The sequence below is a fragment of the Aeromonas rivuli genome (assembly GCF_000820045.1).
GTDB classification, from domain to species: Bacteria; Pseudomonadota; Gammaproteobacteria; order Enterobacterales; family Aeromonadaceae; genus Aeromonas; species Aeromonas rivuli.
This window is the reverse complement of sequence record NZ_CDBJ01000027.1, coordinates 1-23,032: the sequence shown is the minus strand read 5'-3', so window position 1 is coordinate 23,032 and position 23,032 is coordinate 1. Positions and strand designations below refer to the sequence as shown.

Here is a 23,032-nt window from a genome sequence, read left to right as displayed (position 1 = left end):
CATGACCATGTCTGCATCCCGGCTGACGAGCCCCTCCAGGTTGGGATACCATTGCGGATCCTGCTTCTCTTCTCAACAGGGTGCCCTGCTAACTGCCCGGATAACAGACACTTGCTACTCTCCAGGGCTGTGGCGACGCCCCTGGCGGTGTATGCTAAAGGAAACGCAGTTTCTCGCTCCTGGTGGGCATTTGATATGGAGATAGTCATGAAGATGCGAACTCTGCCCCTGCTCATGGTAGCGCTGGTGGCCATGCCCGGTCATGCGGATTGGGACAAGCTCAAGAGTGCAGCCTCCGACCTCGGTGACGCGGTGAGTGAGACCAGCAAAGAGGCGTGGCGTGATGTCAGCGATTTCTCCAAACAGACTTGGGATTCAGCCTCCCAGTGGGGAGAAGAGGCATTCAACACTGCGGGGGAGTGGACCGACAAGAGCATGGCGACCAGCAAGGAGTGGTTGACGGTTGCAGACAAGAAGCTCGATGAGATGGTCGAGCCCAAGACGGCCGAGCAGGCACGTACCGCCCTCGATACCATGGCCGATACCGCCCTGGTGCGGCTATTCAACGAGCAACCCTCCGCCAAGTTGCTGTTTGATAAGGCTTATGGCTATGCGGTCTTTGACTCGCGCAAGTTCTCCCTGATGATCCACACCAATCAGGGATCCGGGGTCGCGGTCAACCGTCAGGACGATAGCCATACTTACATGAAGATGTTTGGCGCAGGCCTGGCCGCCGGCCTTGGGGGCAAGTTCTACCAGCAGGTGATCCTGTTCGAGGACAAGGCCCGATTCGATGCCTTTGTCAATCAGGGTTGGGAGGCGACCTCCGAAGTGGGGGCCGTGGCTGGCAAAGAGAGTGCCGAACTGACCGCCAAATACAATGGCGGCATGGCTATCTACCAGATCGGTGAGAAAGGGCTCTTGCTCGATGCCAATATTTCGGGTTCCAAGTATTGGCTGGATGACGATCTGAACAAGTCATGATCACCCGCTGTTCAGCAAGGCATTTTTCTGGTTTTGTGTTGAAATTCTGGCTGTTTAAATAGCGAGTTTTCCAGTAAAAAGAGGGCCTTGTGCCCTCTTTTTCTATGGGCATCCCAAAATAGCATCGCGAGACAAGGAGTGCAGTATGGCGCAGGAACCGGATCAGGCAGCACGGGATGCGACTCAGGGCCAACAACGGGAGTGGGACAGACAGAGTATCTATCTGCGCCTGCCCCAAGAGAGGCCCATGGCCTTCTGGGTCTGGGGGGGGGGTCGGGTGGATCCTCTCTCGCCTCGTCCTGAACTGTTTGATTATGATGGCGATTTCAGTTGGGGCCAGGAGAGTGACGGCTGCATGGCGCTGGCGGTTGCCATCGTCGCCAAGCTGGTCGAGGTGGGTCTGGTGGCCCCCGAGCTGGCCACTGCCAAGAGCCGCTATCTCCATGATGAGGTCTTGGTCAAATTGCCCGCCGATGAGCACAGGGATCTGCACCTGAGTTATCTCCGATTGTTGCTGGGCTAAGGTAGCCCGGGCTCGGGCGCCGGCGCTTACCCGTCGGTGCCCGCTTGCCCATTTCTCCCTCGATATCCCGGATTGGCACCCTAATTGCTTATCTTCTGCCAGCGTCAATGATTTGTCTGGGGAAGAGTGATGGAAATAAGTGCAAGCAGCCTGATGCAAGAGATGCAGGCCCTCAAGGTGGAAGCGGGTATTCCTGCCGTCAGCCAGCCAAGCGGCCACGTCAGCTCGGATTTCGGCCAGCTGCTGCAGCAGGCCCTCGGCAATGTGAACGGTTTGCAGGGCACTGCCAACGATCTGCGTACCCGGCTCGACATGGGTGATAAGTCGGTGGATCTCTCCGATGTGATGATCGCCGGTCAGAAAGCCTCCATCGCCTTCGAGGCGACGGTGCAGGTGCGTAACAAGATGGTCGATGCCTACAAGACCATCATGAACATGCCGGTGTAAGGGGTTGATTTTGCTATTTGGCCAGGTACCGGAGAGCGCATTTTCCCTCCTCGCTATCCCCCTCTTTCATGAACCTCATGAACCAGACCAGAAGATAAGGATCTGACCCGTGGCGAACGATCAAAATGGCGATCTGCTGATCAACCATGAAGGGGCGAGTGCCCTCGACGAGAATGAACAGAAGAGCTCGGCGCTGGGGTTTCTCTCCAACAGCGATGTGCTGCGCCAGATCACCCTGATCCTGGGGCTGGCCATCTGTCTGGCCATCGCCGTCTTCATCTTGCTGTGGGGCAAGGAGCCGGAGATGCGGCCCCTTGGCACCTATAGCACCGAGGAGCTGGTCTCCACCCTGGATTATCTGGATCAGCAGAAGATCCCCTATCAGGTCGATGGCAAGAGCGTGCTGGTCAGCGCCGAGAACTATGGGGATATCCGACTGCGATTGACCCGGGCAGGGCTCGGCACCAACAGCGTCAGCAGCAACGATGGCGAGGCCATCTTGCTCAAGGACTCCAGCTTCGGGGTGAGCCAGCGCATGGAAGCCGAGCGCCTCAAGCTCAGCCGCGAGCGCCAGCTCGCCAGCGCCATCGAACAGTTCCAGAACGTGGCCAAGGCCCAGGTGCTGCTGGCCATTCCCAAAGACAACGTGTTCGCCCGCAACGAGCGCAAACCGAGCGCCACCGTGGTACTGAGCCTCAAGGGCTCGGCCCTGGGTCAGGGGGAGGTGGACTCCATCGTCGACATGGTTGCCTCCGCGGTCCATGGCCTGGAACCGACCCGGGTCACTGTCACCGATCAGAGTGGTCGCCTGCTCAACTCCGGCTCCCAGGATCCGGTCTCCGCCCAGACCCGCAAAGAATTTGCCATGCAGCAGAAGCAGGAGCTGGAGTACAAACAGAAAATTGACGCCATCCTGATCCCCGTGCTTGGCATGGACAACTACACCGCCGAAGTGGACTTGGCCCTGGACTTCTCCCAGCAGGAGCAGACCCGCAAGACCTACAACCCGGACCTGCCTGCGGTGCGCTCGGAGATGACCCTGGAAGAGAACAGTGCCAGCGGGGCCAATGGCGGTGTGCCTGGCGCCCTCTCCAACCAGCCACCCGCCGCCTCGGGGATCCCGGAGAAGGTGGAAGGGGGCGAGAGCAGCACCAGCGCCGGTCGCTCGCGCAAGGAGGCCACCCGCAACTATGAACTCGATACCACCGTCAGTCATACCCGGCGTCAGATGGGCGGCATTCGCCGCATGACGGTCTCGGTGGCGGTGGATTACAAGTCGATCACCGGGGCCGATGGCGCCGTTACCCGCGAGCCGCGCAGCCAGACCGAGATTGATACCCTGCGTCGCCTCATCAGCGGCGGCCTGGGGTTCGATGTGACCCGGGGCGACAGCCTGGAAGTGGTCGCCATCCCCTTCAACCGTCCCGAGCTGGATGTGATGCCGGACCTGCCCATCTACGAGCAGCCCTGGTTCTGGCGCGCGGTGCGCATCGCCGCCTCTGTGCTGGTCATCATAGTGCTGATCGTGACTGTGGTGCGGCCCATGCTCAAGCGTCTGCTCTACCCGGATGTCAGACCCGATGGCGAACTGGATCTGGACAACAGCATAGTGCTGGGCGGCGACGACGAACTGAGTCTGCTGGCGGCCCAGGCCGAGGCAGAACCCATCTTCGGGGTGCGCGATGGCCACCTCAAGCTGCCGGATCTCCATCGTGATGAAGACTTGCTCAAGGCGGTGCGTGCCCTGGTGGCGAATGAACCGGACTTGGCCGCGCAGGTCATTAAAGAGTGGGTAACCAAAGATGCCTGAAGAAAATAAGAATCAAGTGACCGGCAACGACATCAGCGATGGTCAGCGCCAGATCCTCGAGCAGATGACGGGGATAGAGATGGCCGCGGTGCTGATGCTCAGCCTCAACGAAGAGGATGCGGCCCAGATCTTCCGCCACCTCGAGCCCAAGCAGGTGCAGCGGCTCGGCATGTCCATGGCCTCCATGTCCGATTTCAGTCACGACCGGGTGGCGGCGGTGCATCGTCAATTTATCGACGATATCCAGAAGTACACCAACATCGGCATCGGCAGCGAAGATTTCGTGCGCAAAGCCTTGGTGGCGGCCCTGGGTGAAGACAAGGCCAGCAACCTGGTGGATCAGATCATCCTGGGATCCGGCGCCCGGGGTCTGGATTCCCTCAAGTGGATGGATGCCCGCCAGGTGGCCAGCATCATCCAGAACGAACACCCGCAGATCCAGACCATAGTGCTCTCCTACCTGGAGCCGGAGCAGTCTGCCGAGATCCTGAGCCAGTTCCCGGAGCAGGTACGCCTGGATCTGGTGATGCGCATCGCCAACCTCGAAGAGGTGCAACCGGCGGCGCTGCAAGAGCTCAACGACATCATGGAGAAGCAGTTTGCCGGTGCGGCAGGTGCTCAGGCAGCCAAGATGGGCGGCATGAAGGCGGCGGCCAACATCATGAACTACCTGGACACCAACGTCGAAGGTCAGCTGATGGACGCCATCCGCGACTCCGACGAGGAGATGAGCCAGCAGATCCAGGACTTGATGTTCGTGTTCGAGAACCTGATCGACGTGGACGATCGCGGCATCCAGACCATGTTGCGGGAAGTGCCGGGGGATCTGCTGCAACGGGCCCTCAAGGGGTCGGACGATCAGATGCGCGAGAAGATTTTCAAGAACATGTCCAAGCGCGCCGCCGAGATGCTGGCGGACGATCTGGAGGCCATGGGGCCGATCCGGGTCTCAGAGGTGGAGGCGGCCCAGAAGGAGATCCTCTCCATCGCCCGTCGCCTGGCCGATGCCGGCGAGATCATGCTGGGCGCCGGTGGCGGCGACGAGTTCCTCTAAACCATGCATCATAAGCGGCGCGGCGGCGCCGGGCCGCTCGTGACGAGGAGTGCCTCTCAACCATGAACAACAGCAAGCTGCGCGGATATGTGAGACCCGACACGACCGGTACCCAGATAGAGACCTGGGGCTGGCCGGAGATGGAAGTCGAGTCCGAGATAGAGACCAATGCCCTGGGCCTGCCCCAGGATTGGTATAGTCAGTCGGAACTACCACCTGAGCCGGAACCGGCCGAGGAACCCGCCCCCAGCATCACGGCCGAGGAGCTGGAAGCCATTCGTCAGGCTGCCTGGGAAGAGGGCATGGCCGAGGGGCAGGCCGCAGGTTTTGCCAAGGGGCTGGAGGAGGGCAAGCTAGAGGGTCTCAAGCAGGGGCACGATGCCGGTCTTAGCCAAGGCAAGGAGGAGGGTTTGGCCCTCGGGCGCGAGTTGGTCGAGCAGGAGCAGGGCCATTGGCGCCTGCTGGCCTCCCGCCTGGCCGACCCCCTGGCCGAGCAGGATGCCGACGTGGAGCAACAGCTCATCGCCCTGGTGATGCAGCTGACCCGGGCCCTGATCAAGCAGGAGGCCGTGACCTCACCCGCCTTGCTGCTCGGTGCCTTGAAGGAGGGGTTGGCCCTGCTGCCCGCGTCCAATCAAGGGGTGACGCTCTCCCTGCATCCGGATGATATTGCCCGGGTGGTGGCGGCATTCGGGGAGGAGGAGTGCGAGCGGCGCCACTGGCGGCTAGAGAGCGATCCGACCCTGTTGCCCGGCGATATTCAGCTGGCCACCGAACTCTCCAGTGTGGACTTGACCCTCTCGGGGCGCATCGACCAGCTGTTGCGCAACTTCTTGCGCGACAACCAGCGCGATTGACGCCAGGGTTTCCCTTCTCAATTCCCAGCCTCAGGATCCCATTATGAGCAACAGCCTTTGCCAGCGACTGCAACGTTACCGGGTCGGGGAGATAGCCCCCAAGACCCCGGTCGCCGGAAAGTTGACGCGGGTGGTGGGATTGACCCTGGAGGCCGTGGGGTGCCGGGCCGCCATCGGCGCCCTGTGCCGCATCGATACCCAGGATGGCACCCTGGAGGCAGAGGTGGTCGGCTTTAGCGGTGATCGCCTGTTCCTGATGCCGAGTGAACAGCTCAAGGGGGTGATCCCCGGCGCCCGCGTGGTGCCCATTACCGAGGCCTATGGCATACCGGTCGGCATGAATCTGCTCGGCCGTGTCATCGATGGCATCGGCCAGCCCCTGGATGGACTCGGCCCCATTATCGCGGCCCAGACGGTGCAATTTGCCCAGACCCGCATCAACCCGCTCGCCCGTCGTCCCATCCACAAGCCGATGGACGTAGGGGTGCGTGCCATCAATGCGGTGCTCACCGTCGGTCAGGGTCAGCGGATGGGGCTCTTTGCTGGCTCCGGGGTCGGCAAGTCCGTGTTGCTGGGCATGATGACCCGGGGCTCGGTGGCGGATGTGGTGGTGGTCGGCCTCATCGGCGAGCGGGGCCGGGAGGTCAAAGAGTTTATCGAAGATATTCTGGGGGCAGAGGGGCGCGAGCGGGCCGTGGTGGTGGCCGCCCCGGCGGATGCCTCGCCGCTGATGCGGCTCAAGGGTTGCGAAACGGCGCTGGCCATCGCCGAGTATTTTCGCGATCAGGGCCTCAATGTGCTGCTGCTGATGGATTCCCTCACCCGCTATGCCCAGGCCCAGCGGGAAATTGCCCTGGCCGTGGGAGAGCCGCCCGCGACCAAGGGCTACCCGCCGTCGGTGTTCGCCAAGCTGCCAGCCCTGGTGGAGCGAGCGGGCAATGGCAGCGATGGTCAGGGGTCGATCACCGCCTTTTTCACGGTACTGACCGAAGGGGATGACCTGCAAGACCCCATCGCCGATGCGGCCCGGGCCATTCTCGATGGCCACATAGTGTTGTCCCGCGAACTCGCGGATTCGGGTCACTACCCGGCCATCGACATCGAAAAATCCATCAGCCGGGTCATGCCTCAGGTCACCTCGGCCGAGCATCAGGGGCTGGCACGGGCCCTCAAGCAGTATTACTCCCTCTATCAGCAGAACCGGGATCTGATCACCATAGGCGCCTACAGCCAGGGGGCGGATCCGCGCATCGACAGGGCCATCAGCCAAAAGCCGTATCTGGATCGCTTCTTGCAGCAAAAAATGCGTGAGGTCGTCCACTATGATGATGGCCTGCAGGCACTGCAACTGGTGGCCATGCCCCTGATGCAGTGATCCCGCGTGCGGGGCGAACATCCCCCTTCATCCAGCCAGCGAGAGGTAGTCAATGAGCAAGGGACTGGTGTTATTAGCGGAAAGGTTGCTGGTGGCTGAGCAGCAGGCTGCCCTGGCGCTCGCCAAGGCGCAGCAGGACTTGAAGCTGTACCAGCAGCAGCAAGATGCCCTCAACCAATATCGTCAGGTCTATCACCAGCAGTGGACAGACCGGGGCCTGCAGGGCATACCCGCGCAGCAGAACGCCCAGTATCACGCCTTCATCAGCAAGTTGGAGCAGGCTGCGACCCAGCAGTTTGAGGGGGTGTTGCAGATCCGCGAGGTGCTCAGCCAGCGCCGGGAAGAGTGGCTGGGCGCCCAGCAACGGCGCAAGGCGGTGGCACTGCTGCTCGACAAGCAGGCCGTTCGCGCCCAGCAGCAAGCCCAGCGGCAAGAGCAGAAGATGTTGGATGAATTCTCCCTGCGTAGCCGAACTCAACATTCTGGCCTGTAACTTGCTTTCTAATTGCTCATGACGCACCAAGAGGTGCCCCTATTCCAATTCAGGCCTTATCGGCGCCCAGACCCGGAATCCAGGATGATGCAGACATTGTTGACCCCCATTACGCCACCCGTTAGCGGTGAGACGAGCGTCCTGACAAGCCAGGCTCGGCGCGATGATGCCCCTGTGCCTGGGGAGGAGAAGGCTGGGTTTGCCGATCTGATGACCCAGTACCAGCAAGGGGAGCAGGTTGCGCCGTCCAGGGGAGACCGGGCTGAGGGCGTGGCCAGGACGGATGGCGCTGATAAGGGCTTGCAGCCGCAGATGGAACAGGCCGGGGCAGAGATGGCCGCCGGTTTGGCATCTGCAGGGCGTCAAGAGAGTGACGCCAAGCCAGGCAAAGCCGTCGCTCAGGGGCAAGATGGCGAGGAGGCTGTCAAGGGGGAGGCCATTGACGATGGTGCCCTGGCGCTCAACGCCCTTGCCGGTCACCCCTTCCTCGCCCATCTGCAAGATTCCCTCAAACAAGATACCCGCCTGGTTTCGCCATCAGGCAGCAGCGCGCCTGGGGAAGGCAATATGTTGCCGCCTGCTCCCGGCCTTGAAGAGACGAGCACAGCATCGGCATCCGACACGCCGGGCGCGCCACTTGCGGCCCACAGGGGTCAGCATGATGCCGCCGATGAGGCACAGGCAGAGGCGGGAGAGGGCGACAGCAAGCTGGTTGCGGCCCTGATGGAGAGAGGTGCCGAGCAGGGCCGCAAGATATTGCCCGCGACCTTGCCCAGTATGGATGAGGCCCTGCAAGGGGATGAGGGCACCACGCCGGTCACCGAGCCTGCGCGCAAGCCCGATGCCAGCACGTCGGCCCAGGCCTTTGCGGTCGGCAGCCAGCTCGCCCAGCAAGGGGGGCCGCTGCCGCGCAGCGCGCCGCCAGATGTATCAGACCGTGGCCAGCCGGCTGACAAGCCGCAAGACCGGACGCCATCAGCGGTGGACGCAGACGGGAGCATCAGTCAGGGCGCTGCGGCCAAGGCTGGTGGTGACTCGCAGACTCCCCTAACCCAGAGCGCGCCAGGACAGGCTGCGAGCAGCCCGCCAGTGGCGCCGACCTTGGTGGTGCCTCAGCAAGTGCTGGCTCAGGCGCAATCTCAGGGGAGTCAGGCACCGGTCACCAGTTTGCCTCAAGGGGCCTCTGCCGCGACCATCGAGGGGGCCGCCGCGTCAGTGAAAAATGAGCCTGTCACCAAGGGTAAACTGGCGGCTCTTGAGCGCAATGAATCTCTGGTCACCAGCGGTCAGAAGGGGGAGAGCGACCCTGCGCCTCCCAACCTGCATCAGGGCCCGCAAGCACTGGCCGAGGCCAGGGGCAGCCAGACTGCCCTGAGCCAGCCCCGCGCCGATGCCCCCGCTTTACCCCATTTGAAATTGGCCGGTCAGGATGCCCCGGCCGAATTGCAGCAACGGGTCAATGTCATGCTGGCAGACAAGCTGCAACAGGCGGAGATCCAGCTCGACCCTCTGGGCCTTGGCAAGATGAAAATCCAGATCCAGCTGGGCCAGGACAGCCAGGCCAGCGTCAGTTTCGTGGTGCAGCATGGCCAGACCCGGGAGATGCTGGAGCAGGCCATGCCCAGGCTCAGGGAGATGTTGGCGGGGCAGGGGATCCAGCTTGGCCAGACGTCCGTGCAACAGCAGACCCAACAGCAGGCTCAGCAGCAGTCGCAACAGCAGGCCCAGGGTTTCGCGGGACAGGGAGGCCATGGTCAGCCTGGTCGGGAGGGCGGTCATGGTGCTCAACATGAGGCCGAAAACGGCGTCACTCGACTCAGTTTGTCCATGGATGCGGCAAACGAGAGCGGAATTGATTTCTATGCTTGATGCGCCCCAAGTTAAGTTTATGATAACGAACAAGTTTGATACCAGGGTGGACAAGGGATGGCAGACGATAGCGAACTGACGCTCAAAGACCCGGCGACGGCCAGCAAAAAAAAGCTGATCATCATGGCCGTCATAGTGCTGCTTGTGTTGATGGGGGGCGGCGTTGCCGCCTGGTTGCTGCTCTCGGGGAGTGACGAGGCCGCCAAGGCCGAGGCTAGCGCCCAGGCGGATGGTCAGGCTCAAGACCCCGCGACCCTGCCGGCGCTCTATGTCGGCATGCCGCGTCCCTTCGTATTCAACGTGGCGGGCCAGAGCCGGGACAGGTTGGTGCAGATCAAGGTGCAGCTGATGGTGCGCGGCGCCCCGAGCGAGGCCCTTGCCAAGCAGCATGTACCGCTCATCGAGGGGACGCTGCTGCGGGTCTTCAGCGCCGCCAGCGCCGAGCAGCTGGTCACCTTCGAGGGCAAGGAAAAGTTGCGAAATGACTCACTGGAAGAGTGCCGTCGGGTCCTGAAAGACCTGACCTCTTCCCCCGTAATCGAACAAGTGCTGTTTACCGGCTTTGTAATGCAGTAGGTGAAGCGTGAGCGATCTGTTAAGTCAGGACGAAATTGATGCCCTCTTGCACGGGGTCGACGATGTCGAAGAGGAGGAGTTAGGGGCGGCCGGCGATCCCGGCATAGCCCAGTTTGATTTTTCCTCCCAGGATCGCATCGTCCGTGGGCGCATGCCCACCCTGGAGCTGGTGAACGAGCGTTTTGCCCGTCACATGCGCATCAGCCTGTTCAACATGATGCGGCGCACCGCCGAGGTGTCGATCAACGGTGTGCAGATGCTCAAATTTGGCGAATATGTGCATACCCTGTTCGTGCCAACCAGCCTGAACATGGTGCGTTTTCGTCCCCTCAAGGGGACGGCGCTGATCACCATGGAGGCGCGTCTGGTCTTCATCCTGGTGGAGAACTTCTTCGGTGGCGACGGCCGTTACCATGCCAAGATCGAGGGACGGGAATTCACCCCCACCGAGCGGCGCATCATCCAGATGCTGCTCAAGCTGGTGTTCGAGGATTACAAGGATGCTTGGGCGCCGGTGATGGATGTGGGCTTCGAGTACCTCGACTCCGAGGTGAACCCGGCCATGGCCAACATCGTCAGCCCGACCGAGGTGATAGTGGTCAGCTCCTTCCACATCGAACTCGATGGCGGCGGCGGCGACTTCCACGTGGCCATGCCTTACTCCATGCTCGAACCCATCCGCGAGTTGCTCGATGCCGGGGTGCAGAGCGACAAGGGGGACACCGACGTGCGCTGGAGCAAGGCGCTGCGCGACGAGATCATGGACGTCAAGGTGGAGCTCAAGGCGAAATTGCTGGAGACCGAGCTCACCCTGCGCGACCTCATGGAGCTCAAACCCGGCGACATCATCCCGGTGGAGATGCCGGAGAACCTGCTGGTCTATGTGGAGGACTTGCCGACCTTCCACGCCAAGATGGGCCGCACAAAAGAGAACGTGGCGCTCAAGATTGTCGACAAACTCAAGCGTCCGGACGGGGTCAAGACCGAGATGCACCTGGTCACCCGGGGCGGCGTGCGTATCGATGGCGAAGCCGAGCTGGAAGAGCTCGAGCGCAGCATCGAAAATCCCCACCGATAACAGGCCCGGAACCCGCCTAATCATGAACAGTAAGGAAGTAAGATGAGCACACCCGAAGACGAGCAGGATCTGATGGCCGATGCCTGGGCTGCAGCCCTCGAAGAGCAGGTCACGACGGAAGTCAAACCGGCTCCCCTCGAAGAGCTGAAGGACGATGCGCCCATCAGTGCCGAGGAGCGCCGCAAGCTTGACACCATACTCGACATCCCGGTGACCATCGCCATGGAAGTGGGCCGCAGCCAGATCAGCATCCGCAACCTGCTGCAGCTCAACCAGGGATCTGTGGTGGAGCTGGACAGGGTGGCCGGTGAGCCCCTGGATGTATTGGTCAACGGCACCCTGATCGCCCACGGCGAGGTGGTGGTGGTCAATGACAAGTTCGGGATCCGCCTGACCGATGTGATCAGCCAGATTGAACGGATCAAGAAACTCAAATGATGCGGGCCGCCCTCCTGTTGCTGCTGTTGCCGCTGCCTGCCTTGGCACAGACAACCGCCACGCTGCCGAGCCTCACCTCTTGGCTGCTGTCGAGCCTGATGGTCATCGGCCTCATCCTGGTGCTGGGGTTTCTGCTCAAGAAGAGCAAGCTCACTCAGGCGATAGGGGGGGGCCAGATGAAGGTGATCGCCAGTCTGCCCCTCGGCTACAAGGAAAAACTGCTGGTGGTCAAGGTGGGGGAGCAGCAGTTCTTGCTCGGCGTCACCCCCCAGCAGGTCACCTTTCTCCATCGGCTTGAGCAGCCCCTGGATGAGCGTCAACCCCAGGCCTTCGCCCAGCAGCTCAGCAAGCTGATGGCACGCAATGACAAAGAATAACGGGATGAGAAATCTATTGATGAAGCGTCACTGGGGCTGGCTGTTGCTGTTGCTCTGCTCGCCGCTGGTACTGGCCCAGGATGGCATGTCGGCGGTGACCATCAAGACCATGGCGGATGGCAGTCAGGAGTACAGCCTGACCCTGCAGGTGCTGGCGCTGATGACGGCCCTCTCCTTCCTGCCGGCCGTGGTCATCATGATGACCTCCTTCACCCGCATCATAGTGGTGCTCGGCATCCTGCGTCAGGCCATCGGTCTGCAGCAGAGCCCCTCAAACCAGGTGCTGGTCGGCATCGCCCTGTTCATGTCCTTCTTCATCATGTCCCCGGTGCTGGATCGCATCAATGAGGAGGCCTTGCAGCCCTATCTGGCCGAAACCATCACCACCCAGGAGGCGCTGGAGAAGGCCCAGCTGCCCCTGCACCAGTTCATGCTGGCCCAGACCCGGATCAAGGATCTCAATACCTTCATGGAGATCGCCAACGTACAGGTGGACAAGCCCGCCGATGTGCCGTTGCGGGTGCTGATCCCGGCCTTCGTCACCAGTGAGCTCAAGACCGCCTTCCAGATAGGTTTCATGCTGTTTCTGCCCTTCCTGGTCATCGATCTGGTGGTCGCCAGCATCCTGATGGCCATGGGGATGATGATGCTCTCTCCCATGCTGGTATCGCTGCCCTTCAAGCTGATGCTGTTTGTCATGGTCGATGGCTGGAACCTCATTCTGGGCTCCCTGGCGACCAGCTTTGGTTTGGGGAGCGGGGGATGATGCTGGGCGCTTCCTGCCTCGGTCATGTGGGTCACCCGCGTCGGCCCGGATGCCGGTGGCCAATGGAAAGGAGTCGGTAACATGAGTCCGGAAACCTTTGTCGACGTATTTCGCGAGGCGCTCTGGCTGGTCACCATCATGGTGTGTGCCGTCATACTGCCGAGCCTGTTCGTCGGTCTGCTGGTGGCCATCTTCCAGGCGGCCACCTCCATCAACGAACAGACCTTGAGCTTCCTGCCCCGGCTGGTGGTGACCCTGCTGGCCCTGGGGGCCGGTGCACATTGGGGCCTGCAGAGCCTGATGGACTTCTTCCAGCTGATGGTGAGCCAGATCCCCGAGGTGGTGGGGTGAGTCGCACAACCCCGGGGCGAGCAGCGTGACCTTCTCCAGCCAGCTGATTCTGGAGTGGCTCGCCGCCGTGCTCTGGCCCCTGGCCCGGGTCAGCAGCCTGTTGATGGTGATGGCGGTGTTTGGCAGCAAGCTGGCCCCCATGAATGTGCGCATGGGGCTCTCGTTGGCCATCACCTTCCTGATCGTCCCTCTGTTGCCCCCCATGCCCTCGGTGGAGCTCTTCTCCCTCGGCAGCTTTCTTATTCTCGGTCAGCAGATCCTGATAGGTGCCGCCCTCGGCCTGATGACCCAGTTTCTGATGGAGAGCTTCGTGCTGGCCGGTCAGGTCATCTCGATGCAGACCAGCCTGGGTTTTGCCTCTCTGGTGGATCCCATGAACGGTCAATCCGCCCCCGTGGTGGGCCAGTTCTACCTGATGCTGGCGACCCTGGTATTCCTCGCCCTCGACGGTCACCTCATCATGCTGCGCATGGTTATCTTGAGTTTCGATACTTTGCCGGTGGGCACAGTGGGCCTCTCGGTTGGGTCCTTGCGCACCCTGGCAGGCTTTATCGGGGTCATGTTCCAGGCCGCTCTGGTGATGTCTCTCTCCGCCATCGTCGCCCTGCTGCTCATCAACTTCGCGTTCGGGGTCATGACCCGGGCGGCCCCCCAGCTCAACATCTTCAGCATCGGGTTTGCGGTCAGCATGATGTCGGGGCTCTTCATTCTCTGGCTCACCATCGGCGGCTTCATGGGGCACTTCGATGCCCTCTGGGAGCGGGTGCAGGAGACGAGCTGCCAGCTGATCGATACCCAGTGTCTGGGAGGTGCCCATGGTTGATGGGGGTTGGCTGAGTTGGGGCAGTCTGCCCCCGGGTTTCTGCGGAGCTGGCCCCCATGGCTGATTCCGATCAGGAACGCAGTGAACAGGCGACCGGCAAGCGACTGCAACAGGCCCGTGAGAAGGGGCAGATCGCCCGGTCCAAGGAGCTGGGTACCGCCAGCGTGCTGTTGGCCGCCGTGTTCGGGCTGCTGATGATCAAGGGACAGCTGGCCACCGCCATGATCAAGGTGATGACCATGGGATTCACCCTGGAGCGGGAGCAGGCATTCGATCCCAATGCCATGGGGGCCATGGTGCCGACCCTGCTCGGCGAGGTGCTGGCCCCGCTGGGGTTGCTGTTCGCCCTGGTGGCGCTGGCGGCCTTTGTCGGTAATACCCTGCTCGGTGGCCTCAACTTTTCTACCCAGGCCATGATGCCCAAGTGGAGCAAGCTCAGCCCGCTCGCCGGTCTCAAGCGCATGTTCGGGGTGCAATCCTGGGTGGAGCTTGTCAAGTCCATCGCCAAGGTGGTCTTCATCAGCCTGTTCGCCTGGTGGACCCTTTCGAGTCAGTTCAACCACCTGCTCAATCTCTCCCTTGAGGCCTTTCCGGGGGGCATCATCGACGCCCTAGAGCTGTTTCTGTGGATGTTGATCATCCTGTGCTGCGCCTTGCTGCCCATCGTTGCCATCGATATTCCCTTCCAGAGCTGGAACCATGCTCGTCAGCTCAAGATGACCAAGCAGGAGGTCAAGGACGAGTACAAGGATTCCGAGGGCAAGCCCGAGGTCAAGGGGCGGATCCGCCGTTTGCAGATGGAGATGGCTGCGCGGCGCATGATGGGAGATGTGCCCAAGGCGGACGTCATCATCACCAACCCGACCCACTACTCGGTGGCGCTGCAATATGATCAGAGCAAGCCGGGGGCCGCGCCCAAGGTACTGGCCAAGGGGGTGGACGAGATAGCGCTAAAAATTCGCGAGATAGGCCGCGAGTACGAGATCCCCATACTGCCATCCCCAGGGCTGACCCGCGCCATCTACCACAGCGCCGAGATTGGCCAGGAGATCCCCGAAGGGCTGTTCGCCGCCGTGGCCCAGGTGCTGGCCTACGTCTATCAGCTCAAGAAATTCCGCCGTGGCCGGGGTCGCCGCCCTCAGCCCCTTGGCAAGGATCTGCCCATTCCCCCGGAATACCGCAAATAAGCAAATAACGCTGGGCACCGGAGGCCAAGGATCTGGTCATTCCCCGCGTAATGCCGCAAATACCGCCGACGATGACAAACTTCTGACGCAGTCAAATTAAAATCATTTAAAATCAACGAATTGCTTTGTTGGCTCGATGTTTGCTTTAATCTGCCCATCTGGGGTTAAGAACTGAGAGTCGTCATGACAGTGCGGGCATCATTGGGCCGGTTGAAAGAGTACCGTGGACTGCTGGGCAAGGGGTTGGGTACACCGCTACTGGTGCTGGCCTCCCTCGGCATGGTGGTGCTGCCCATACCGCCGCTGATGCTGGACACCCTGTTCTCCTTCAACATCGCCCTCTCCATCGTGGTCTTGCTGGTGGCCGTCTACACCCGCCGCCCCCTCGAATTTGCCGCCTTCCCGACCGTGCTCTTGATAGCGACCCTGCTGCGTCTGGCGCTCAACGTCGCCTCGACCCGGGTGGTACTGCTCGAGGGCCACAATGGTGGCGCCGCCGCGGGTCATGTGATCGAAGCCTTCGGCAACGTGGTGATCGGCGGCAACTATGCGGTGGGCATCATCGTCTTCCTCATCCTGGTCATCATCAACTTCGTGGTGGTCACCAAGGGTGCGGGGCGGATCTCGGAAGTCAGCGCCCGCTTCACCCTCGATGCCATGCCCGGCAAGCAGATGGCGATAGATGCCGATCTCAATGCGGGTCTCATCAATCAGGAAGATGCGCGCACGCGCCGCGCCGAGGTGACCCAGGAGGCTGACTTCTACGGCTCGATGGACGGTGCCTCCAAATTCGTCAAGGGGGATGCCATCGCGGGCATCATGATCCTCTTCATCAACATCATCGGCGGCTTCATCATCGGCATGATGCAGCACGATCTCAGCTTCGGCGAGGCGGCCGAGATCTATACCCTGCTTGCCATAGGTGACGGCCTGGTTGCCCAGATCCCCTCGCTGCTGCTCTCCATCGCCGCCGCCATCATAGTGACGCGCCAGAACACGGATCAGGACATGGGCACCGCCATGCTGAGCCAGTTGTTCGACAACCCCAAGGCCCTGGTCATCTCCGCCACTATTTTGCTGATGATGGGGCTGGTACCGGGCATGCCGCATCTTGCCTTCCTCAGTCTCGGAGCCGCTGCGGCACTCGGTGCCTGGTGGTTGCTGCGCCGCGAGAAACAGAACAAGGCCAAGGTGGCGAGCGGTGAACTTTTGCCGGCCAATGGCGATGCACCGGTCGAGCAGAAAGACCTGAGCTGGGATGACGTCATGCCGGTGGACATCATCGGCCTCGAGGTCGGCTACCAGCTGATCCCCCTGGTGGACAAGAGCCAGGGGGGGGAGCTGCTCAACCGCATCAAGGGGGTGCGCAAGAAACTCTCCCAGGAGCTCGGTTTTCTGGTGCCGGCGGTACACATCCGCGACAACCTGGATCTGGCGCCGAACCAGTACCGCATCACCCTGATGGGGGTGAGCACGGGGGAGGCGAACGTCTATCACGACAAGGAGATGGCCATCAACCCGGGCCAGGTGTTTGGCCAGATCCAGGGTATTCCGACCCAGGATCCCGCCTTCGGGCTGGAGGCGGTCTGGGTCGCCAAGGATCAGGTCTCCCAGGCGCAGACCCTGGGGTATACGGTGGTGGATGCCGCGACGGTAGTGGCAACTCACATGAGCCAGATCCTCTCCAATCAGGCGGCGCTGCTGCTCGGTCACGATGAAGTGCAACAGCTGCTCGACATGATAGGAAGGCATCAGAGCAAGCTGGTGGAAGGGCTGGTTCCCGAGGTGATCAGCATGGGTAACCTGGTCAAGGTGTTGCAGAATCTCCTCAATGAAGGCGTGCCTATTCGCGACATGCGCACCATACTGCAGACCCTGGTGGAATATGGCCCCCGCAGCCCGGATCCCGAGGTGCTGACCGCGGCCTGCCGTATCGCCCTGCGCCGTTTGATCGTGCAGGAGATAGCGGGCCCGGATCCCGAGTTGCCTGTCATCACCTTGGCGCCAGAGTTGGAACGCATATTGCATCAGTCTTTGCAGGCGGGTGGGGGCGAAGGAGCCGGTATCGAGCCGGGCCTGGCGGAGCGGATGCAACGCTCCCTGCTCGAGGCCACCCAGCGACAAGAATTGGAAGGTCAACCGGCGGTGCTTCTGACATCGGGGATTTTACGCAATACCCTGGCCAAGTTTGTCAAAAATGCCATTCCAGGATTGCGCGTCCTGTCCTATCAGGAAGTACCGGATGACAAGCAGATCCGTATTGTCAGCGCGGTAGGACAGAACTAGTTAACGGAGATGACGGGTGAAGATTAAGCGGTTTTTTGCCAAGGATATGCGCACGGCCCTGGCCGAAGTCAAAGAGACTCTCGGGCCGGACGCCGTCATCATGTCCAACAAAAAGGTCACCGGCGGCGTCGAGATCGTCGCCGCGATCGACTATCAGTCCCAGGTCGTTGTGCCCAGGGATGTGCCGGTTCGCCGTCAGTTAAACGAAGAGAGCGTCAATATTTCGTCTGCGGCGCGTCAGGCCGTGCGTCCGACCAGCCAGCTTTCCGGCGCGGGTCTGGCCCAGGAGCCGGCCAGGGGCGGGCAGAGCAGGAACGAGCAGTATGCCGATACCCTGGCCGCCCTGCTGGCGCGTCAACAGCAGCTGACTCCCAGCCAGAGCGGATTGGGCGGGGGACGCGCGGCCTCCCAGCCAGCGCAGGCGCCCCGAACCCTGGCCGAACAGAGCAACTGGGCAGCCCCGGAAGCACCCAAGCCCAAGCCGCGCCCCGCCGCCCAGCGTGCGCCGCAACCGGCTCAGCGCGATCAGGAGATGGAGGGCATGCGCCATGAGATGGCCTCCATTCGCAAGCTGCTCGAGCACCAGATCTCCGGTCTGATGTGGCAGGAGGTGGAGCGCCGCGAGCCGATGCGAGCCCTGCTTATCAAGGAGCTCAAGAAGATTGGTTTCGATGATGCGTTCGCCGATCAGTTGGCGGGCCTCATACCGGAAGATGTGTCCGTCCATCAGGCGTTGGCCCAGTTGGCCGAGGTGCTGACGGCGCAGCTCAAGGTGAGCGAGGACGATATCTTGCGTCAGGGTGGTGCCGTGGCGCTGCTCGGACCGACCGGGGTGGGCAAGACCACCACCATCGCCAAGCTGGCGGCCCGTTTTGCCATGAAATATGGCGCCGAGCAGGTGGCCTTGATCACCACAGACAATTATCGGATAGGTGCCCACGAGCAGTTGCAGACCTATGGGCGTATCATGGGCTGCCCGGTGCGCCAGGTGCGGGATGCCGAGGAGCTGTCGGCCGCCCTCTATCAGTTCCGCCACCGTCGGCTGGTGTTGATTGACACTGCCGGCATGGGGCAACGGGATATCAGGCTGACCGAACAACTCGATACCCTGGTCAAGAGTTCCAAGGTGCAGATCCGCAGTTATCTGGTGATGTCCGCGACCTCCCAGCGCCGGGTCATGCAAGAGGCCATGGATCACTTTCGCCGCATACCGCTCTCCGGCTGCATTCTTACCAAGCTGGATGAGAGCCTCAATCTGGGGGAAGTGATCAACGTGTGCATCCAGAATGCACTGCCCATCAGCTACATCACCGATGGTCAGCGGGTTCCGGAAGATATTCAGATTGCCAACGCAGCCCAGCTCGTCGGCGCGGCCATGGGGTCGCTGGACCGAGGGAGTGAAGCGCCCTATTTCTGGGGTGCGGGGTTTGGTGAGGGCGAGGATTCAGAATCTTATGAGTAACATACCTATGGATCAGGCGAGTGGTCTGCGCAAAATGCGTACAAATAATCGAGTAAAAGTGATCGCTGTCTCCGGTGGTAAGGGGGGCGTCGGCAAGACCAACGTCACCCTGAACGTGGCCGGTGCCATGGCGGCGCAAGGCAAGCGGGTCATGGTGCTGGATGCCGACTTGGGGCTGGCCAACGTTGACGTCATGCTGGGCCTGCGGGTACACCGCAATCTCTCCCATGTGTTGGCGGGGGAGTGCACCCTGGACGACATCATCGTCGAGGGACCCTACGGCATGATGATAGTGCCGGCCACCTCGGGCACCCAGTCCATGGTCGAGCTCTCACCTGCCCAGCATGTGGGGCTGATCCGCGCCTTCAGCGAGATGAAGACCCAGGTCGACATCCTGCTGGTGGACACCGCCGCCGGTATCTCCGACATGGTGTTGAGCTTCACCCGCGCCGCGCAAGACATCATGGTGGTGGTGTGCGACGAGCCGACCTCCATCACGGATGCCTATGCCCTGATCAAGATCTTGTCCAAGGATCACGGGGTGTTCCGCTTCAAGGTGGTGGCGAACATGGTGCGCTCCCTGCGCGAAGGCCAGGAGCTCTATGCAAAATTGACCCGGGTGACCGATCGTTTCCTCGATACATCCCTGGAATTGGTCGCCTGTATTCCTTATGACACCAACTTGCGGGCCGCGGTGCGCAAGCAGAAGTTGATCATCGAAGCCTTCCCCAAGTCGCCGGCCGCGTTGGCGTTCCGTGCCCTGGGCAACAAGGCCGCCAGTTGGCCCATCCCGCATCAGCCCGGTGGTCACCTGGAGTTCTTCCTGGAAAATCTGTTGCAAAAAACGGCAATCACAGAGGAAGGTACTCGTGAATAAAGCCCAAGCGTACTTGCGTCATCAGGATTCCTATGTGCTGGTGGAGCGCCACGCTCCGTTGGTGAAACGGATCGCCCAGCATCTGTTGGCTCGTCTGCCGAGCAGTGTCTTGCTGGATGACCTGATCCAGGCAGGTATGATTGGGCTGCTCGAAGCCTCCCGCAACTTTGACGGTAGCAAGGGCGCCAGTTTCGAGACCTATGCCGGCATCCGTATTCGCGGATCCATGCTCGACGAGATCCGCCGTGGTGACTGGGTGCCCCGTTCGGTGCACCGCAACAGCCGCACCATCGCCGATGCCATCGAGAATGTGGAGCAGGCCCATGGCCGTGATGCGCGCGATACCGAGGTGGCCGCCTATATGGGGGTGGGCCTCGGGGAGTATCACACCATGTTGCAGGATGTCTCCTGCGGCAAGATCATCGGCATCGAGGATCTGGGGATCAGCGAGGATGTGATAGGCGGGCCCGATACGGGCAATAACCTGGGCTTCGACGAACTGGCGGCCGAGCGCTTCCAGAGCGCCCTGGCCGAGCACATAGGCCGCTTGCCGGAGCGTGAAGCCCTGGTGCTTTCCCTCTATTACGACGAAGAGTTGAACTTGCGCGAGATTGGCGAAGTATTGAACGTAAGTGAGTCTCGGGTGAGCCAGATCCACAGTCAGGCGATGCACAGATTGCGTGCCCGCCTGCGAGATTGGCACGCATAAGCGTGTCATGGCTACACTGGCCCCCGACTCTCAGGCATAATCCGCACCCTGAAACCTGCGCTATCGCATCATGTAAGCAAGCCGCCACGACGGCTCTCTAGGAGGAAAATTTGGACAAGAACATGAAAATCCTCATCGTCGACGACTTCTCGACGATGCGCCGGATTATCAAGAACTTGCTGCGCGATCTCGGCTTCAATAACACCCATGAAGCGGACGATGGCAATACGGCACTGCCCATGCTCAAGAATGGCGACTACCAGTTTGTGGTCACCGACTGGAACATGCCCGGTATGCAAGGCATCGACCTGCTCAGGGCCATTCGCCTCGACGACAAACTCAAGCACCTGCCGGTGTTGATGGTGACCGCCGAAGCCAAGCGCGAACAGATCATCGAAGCGGCCCAGGCCGGCGTCAACGGTTACATCGTCAAGCCGTTCACCGCCGCCACTCTCAAAGAGAAACTCGACAAGATCTTCGAGCGGATCGGCTAAGGGGCCCGCCATGACGGCCAAAACGAGTGCCATGATCTCCCTCGAGCAGGCGAGAATGCTGGTCACCCATCTGGAGCAGCAGGAGTTTGAGTCGGCTGACTCACTGCTCGCCGATGTCTGCGCCCCCAATGCGGCCATGCTGTTTGACAAGGTTGGCCAGCTGACTCGCCAACTGCACGATTCACTGCGCGATTTCCAACTCGACCCCAGACTGCCCTCCCTCGCCAATGAGGAGATCCCGGATGCGCGCGAGCGGCTCAGTTATGTCATCGACATGACCGACAAGGCCGCCAACCGCACCATGGATGCCGTCGAGGCCAGTCTGCCCATTGCCGATCGCCTCAATGACAATATCCAGTTGGTGCTGCCGAACTGGCAGGCGCTGATGTCCCGGGAGCTCAGCCTGGGCCAATTCAAGGCGTTGTGTCATCAACTGGATGATTTTATTAAGGCTTCGGAATCCGATGCCGATAAATTACGACAATTGCTGACAGATATCCTGATGGCTCAGGATTTCCAGGACCTGACCGGACAAATGATCCGGCGGGTGATCACCCTGGTGCAGGAAGTTGAAACCAAATTGATCGACATGCTGACCATGTTTGGCGACGCACCGACTGAGCCTGTCCCTCCCAAACCCCCCGTGAGCGGGATAGAGGCGGAAGGGCCCATCATGAACCCTCATACCCGAAGTGACGTGGTGAACGGTCAGGATGATGTGGACGATCTGCTGTCCAGCCTCGGATTCTAGATGATCTGCCGGACGGTCTGCTGTCCTGCCTCGGATGCCGAATGAGACTTGGGTTATCCCCTGTCCTGTCTCGGGTGCCAGATGATGTGGACGATCTGTTGTTCAACCCCGGATTCTAATGGAGTGACGAATGGCCTTCGAAGTTGATGAAGACATACTGCAAGACTTTCTGGTCGAAGCATCCGAAATATTGGAGCAGTTGTCTGAACAACTGGTCGAACTCGAGAAGCGCCCAGACGACAAGAACCTGCTCAACGCCATCTTTCGCGGTTTTCATACCGTCAAGGGGGGCGCCGGCTTCCTGTCGCTGACCGAATTGGTCGATGTCTGCCATGGGGCCGAGAACCTGTTCGACATGCTGCGCAATGGCAAGCGGACCCTCAGTGCCGAGCTGATGGACGTGATCCTGCAGGCCCTCGACGCCATCAATGTCATGTTCGCTCAGGTGCAAAACCGTGAGCCGACCAGCGCCGCCGCCCCCGAGCTGCTGCACAATCTCCATGAGCTGTGCAAGCCGCAAGGGGAAGAGCGACTGCTGAATGCGGCCATGGCTCCGGCACCCGTTACCCTGCCCGAGCCTGCCCCTGACGCGGCCCCTGTCCTGGCCGGACAGGGTGGCGGTTCCATCGACGAGATCTCCGACGACGAGTTTGAGCGTCTGCTCGATGAGTTGCACGGGGCGGGAGCCTCACCGACGGCCCAGATTGCCCCCTCAGTGGCACCCTCCGCGGCCCCTTCCGCCAGCGGTGATATCACCGACGACGAATTCGAAGCCCTGCTCGATCAACTCCATGGTCATGGCCAGCATCTGGGCGCCCCGGCCCCCAATCCGTTGCAATCGGTACAGAGCGAAGTGGATGCCCTGATCGATGACGACGAGTTCGAACGCCTGCTCGATGAGCTCCATGGCCGTGGTCAGGGCCCCGCCGTCACCATGAAATCGGCCGCGCCAGTGGCTGCCACACCCAGCACGCCAGTGGTGCCAGCAACTCCGCCAGCCCCCGTCGTGGCCAAGGCCGCGACTCCGCTTGCCCCTAACGCGGCAGTGGGCAACAGCGCCACACCTGCGCCCGTCGCCGCAGCCCCCAAGGCTCCGGCCAAGCCTGCGGCTCCCGAGAGCAATGGGGTACAAAACGACAGCACGGTGCGGGTCGATACCAAGACCCTGGATGTCATCATGAACATGGTGGGTGAGCTGGTGCTGGTGCGTAACCGCCTGGTGAGCCTTGGCATCAACAGCAATGACGAAGAGATGTCCAAGGCGGTTGCCAACCTGGATGTGGTCACCGCGGATCTGCAAGGGGCGGTGATGAAGACCCGCATGCAGCCAATCAAGAAGGTGTTTGGCCGCTTCCCGCGGGTGGTGCGCGACTTGGCCCGCAGCCTGAAGAAAGAGATTGAACTCATCATGGTCGGGGAAGAGACCGACCTTGATAAAAACCTGG

At 61.2% G+C, this 23,032-nt stretch carries 24 protein-coding genes; all 24 read left to right on the top strand.

The window, feature by feature from the left end; translation table 11 throughout:
- The first annotated feature begins 207 nt into the window (after positions 1–207).
- The gene (gene befA, locus BN1130_RS04395; protein WP_042040980.1) at positions 208–984 is read left to right on the top strand and encodes a beta cell expansion factor BefA; all 777 of its coding nucleotides are present in this window, start codon (positions 208–210) and stop codon (positions 982–984) included.
- 145 nt (positions 985–1,129) lie between these two features.
- The gene (locus BN1130_RS04390; protein WP_042040563.1) at positions 1,130–1,507 is read left to right on the top strand and encodes a hypothetical protein; all 378 of its coding nucleotides are present in this window, start codon (positions 1,130–1,132) and stop codon (positions 1,505–1,507) included.
- Between the two features lie 129 nt (positions 1,508–1,636).
- Positions 1,637–1,954, top strand: a complete 318-nt coding sequence (gene fliE / locus BN1130_RS04385; RefSeq protein WP_042040562.1) for a flagellar hook-basal body complex protein FliE — start codon at positions 1,637–1,639, stop codon at positions 1,952–1,954.
- A gap of 109 nt (positions 1,955–2,063) precedes the next feature.
- Positions 2,064–3,764, top strand: a complete 1,701-nt coding sequence (fliF, locus tag BN1130_RS04380) for a flagellar basal-body MS-ring/collar protein FliF (protein ID WP_042040561.1) — start codon at positions 2,064–2,066, stop codon at positions 3,762–3,764.
- Complete coding sequence (gene fliG / locus BN1130_RS04375; RefSeq protein WP_005899616.1) at positions 3,757–4,818, top strand: flagellar motor switch protein FliG; 1,062 nt, start codon at positions 3,757–3,759, stop codon at positions 4,816–4,818. The genes fliF and fliG overlap by 8 nt, the downstream gene beginning before the upstream one ends.
- Positions 4,819–4,880: 62 nt before the next feature.
- A complete protein-coding gene (gene fliH / locus BN1130_RS04370; RefSeq protein WP_042040560.1) occupies positions 4,881–5,675 on the top strand; it encodes a flagellar assembly protein FliH in 795 nt (264 codons plus the stop codon).
- A 43-nt stretch (positions 5,676–5,718) separates the two neighbouring features.
- Complete coding sequence (gene fliI, locus BN1130_RS04365; protein ID WP_042040559.1) at positions 5,719–7,050, top strand: flagellar protein export ATPase FliI; 1,332 nt, start codon at positions 5,719–5,721, stop codon at positions 7,048–7,050.
- Between the two features lie 52 nt (positions 7,051–7,102).
- The gene (fliJ, locus tag BN1130_RS04360; protein WP_042040558.1) at positions 7,103–7,543 is read left to right on the top strand and encodes a flagellar export protein FliJ; all 441 of its coding nucleotides are present in this window, start codon (positions 7,103–7,105) and stop codon (positions 7,541–7,543) included.
- Positions 7,544–7,627: 84 nt separating this feature from the next.
- Positions 7,628–9,412: a flagellar hook-length control protein FliK gene (locus BN1130_RS04355; RefSeq protein WP_198135226.1), complete on the top strand. Its 1,785-nt coding sequence runs from the start codon at positions 7,628–7,630 to the stop codon at positions 9,410–9,412.
- 57 nt (positions 9,413–9,469) lie between these two features.
- A complete protein-coding gene (fliL, locus tag BN1130_RS04350; protein WP_042040556.1) occupies positions 9,470–9,988 on the top strand; it encodes a flagellar basal body-associated protein FliL in 519 nt (172 codons plus the stop codon).
- A 7-nt stretch (positions 9,989–9,995) separates the two neighbouring features.
- On the top strand, positions 9,996–11,066 hold the full coding sequence (fliM, locus tag BN1130_RS04345) for a flagellar motor switch protein FliM (RefSeq protein WP_042040555.1): 1,071 nt from the start codon (positions 9,996–9,998) through the stop codon (positions 11,064–11,066).
- Between the two features lie 42 nt (positions 11,067–11,108).
- Complete coding sequence (fliN, locus tag BN1130_RS04340) at positions 11,109–11,504, top strand: flagellar motor switch protein FliN (RefSeq protein WP_042040553.1); 396 nt, start codon at positions 11,109–11,111, stop codon at positions 11,502–11,504.
- Positions 11,501–11,881, top strand: a complete 381-nt coding sequence (gene fliO, locus BN1130_RS04335; RefSeq protein WP_370736599.1) for a flagellar biosynthetic protein FliO — start codon at positions 11,501–11,503, stop codon at positions 11,879–11,881. The genes fliN and fliO overlap by 4 nt, the downstream gene beginning before the upstream one ends.
- A complete protein-coding gene (fliP, locus tag BN1130_RS04330; RefSeq protein ID WP_042040551.1) occupies positions 11,868–12,647 on the top strand; it encodes a flagellar type III secretion system pore protein FliP in 780 nt (259 codons plus the stop codon). Before fliO ends, fliP begins: the two co-directional genes overlap by 14 nt.
- 81 nt (positions 12,648–12,728) lie before the next feature.
- Positions 12,729–12,998, top strand: coding sequence for a flagellar biosynthesis protein FliQ (gene fliQ, locus BN1130_RS04325; protein WP_005899639.1), 270 nt, complete (start codon positions 12,729–12,731; stop codon positions 12,996–12,998).
- A 25-nt stretch (positions 12,999–13,023) separates the two neighbouring features.
- The gene (gene fliR / locus BN1130_RS04320; protein ID WP_042040549.1) at positions 13,024–13,821 is read left to right on the top strand and encodes a flagellar biosynthetic protein FliR; all 798 of its coding nucleotides are present in this window, start codon (positions 13,024–13,026) and stop codon (positions 13,819–13,821) included.
- A 56-nt stretch (positions 13,822–13,877) separates the two neighbouring features.
- Positions 13,878–15,008, top strand: coding sequence for a flagellar biosynthesis protein FlhB (flhB, locus tag BN1130_RS04315; RefSeq protein WP_042040547.1), 1,131 nt, complete (start codon positions 13,878–13,880; stop codon positions 15,006–15,008).
- 183 nt (positions 15,009–15,191) lie between these two features.
- Positions 15,192–17,294: a flagellar biosynthesis protein FlhA gene (gene flhA / locus BN1130_RS04310; protein WP_042040545.1), complete on the top strand. Its 2,103-nt coding sequence runs from the start codon at positions 15,192–15,194 to the stop codon at positions 17,292–17,294.
- Positions 17,295–17,310: 16 nt separating this feature from the next.
- Positions 17,311–18,756: a flagellar biosynthesis GTPase FlhF gene (gene flhF, locus BN1130_RS04305; protein ID WP_042040544.1), complete on the top strand. Its 1,446-nt coding sequence runs from the start codon at positions 17,311–17,313 to the stop codon at positions 18,754–18,756.
- Entirely contained in the window at positions 18,749–19,633 is an 885-nt protein-coding gene (locus BN1130_RS04300) for a MinD/ParA family protein (protein ID WP_042040543.1), read from the top strand. Before flhF ends, BN1130_RS04300 begins: the two co-directional genes overlap by 8 nt.
- Positions 19,626–20,342, top strand: a complete 717-nt coding sequence (locus BN1130_RS04295; RefSeq protein WP_042040542.1) for an RNA polymerase sigma factor FliA — start codon at positions 19,626–19,628, stop codon at positions 20,340–20,342. Before BN1130_RS04300 ends, BN1130_RS04295 begins: the two co-directional genes overlap by 8 nt.
- 122 nt (positions 20,343–20,464) lie before the next feature.
- A complete protein-coding gene (cheY, locus tag BN1130_RS04290) occupies positions 20,465–20,836 on the top strand; it encodes a chemotaxis response regulator CheY (RefSeq protein WP_436469337.1) in 372 nt (123 codons plus the stop codon).
- A 10-nt stretch (positions 20,837–20,846) separates the two neighbouring features.
- Positions 20,847–21,587 carry a protein phosphatase CheZ gene (locus BN1130_RS04285; RefSeq protein WP_042040541.1) on the top strand — a complete coding sequence of 247 codons (741 nt, stop codon included), beginning with the start codon at positions 20,847–20,849 and terminating at the stop codon, positions 21,585–21,587.
- Between the two features lie 130 nt (positions 21,588–21,717).
- The coding region (locus BN1130_RS04280) for an Hpt domain-containing protein (RefSeq protein WP_042040978.1) at positions 21,718–23,032 on the top strand (1,315 nt) is incomplete at its 3' end.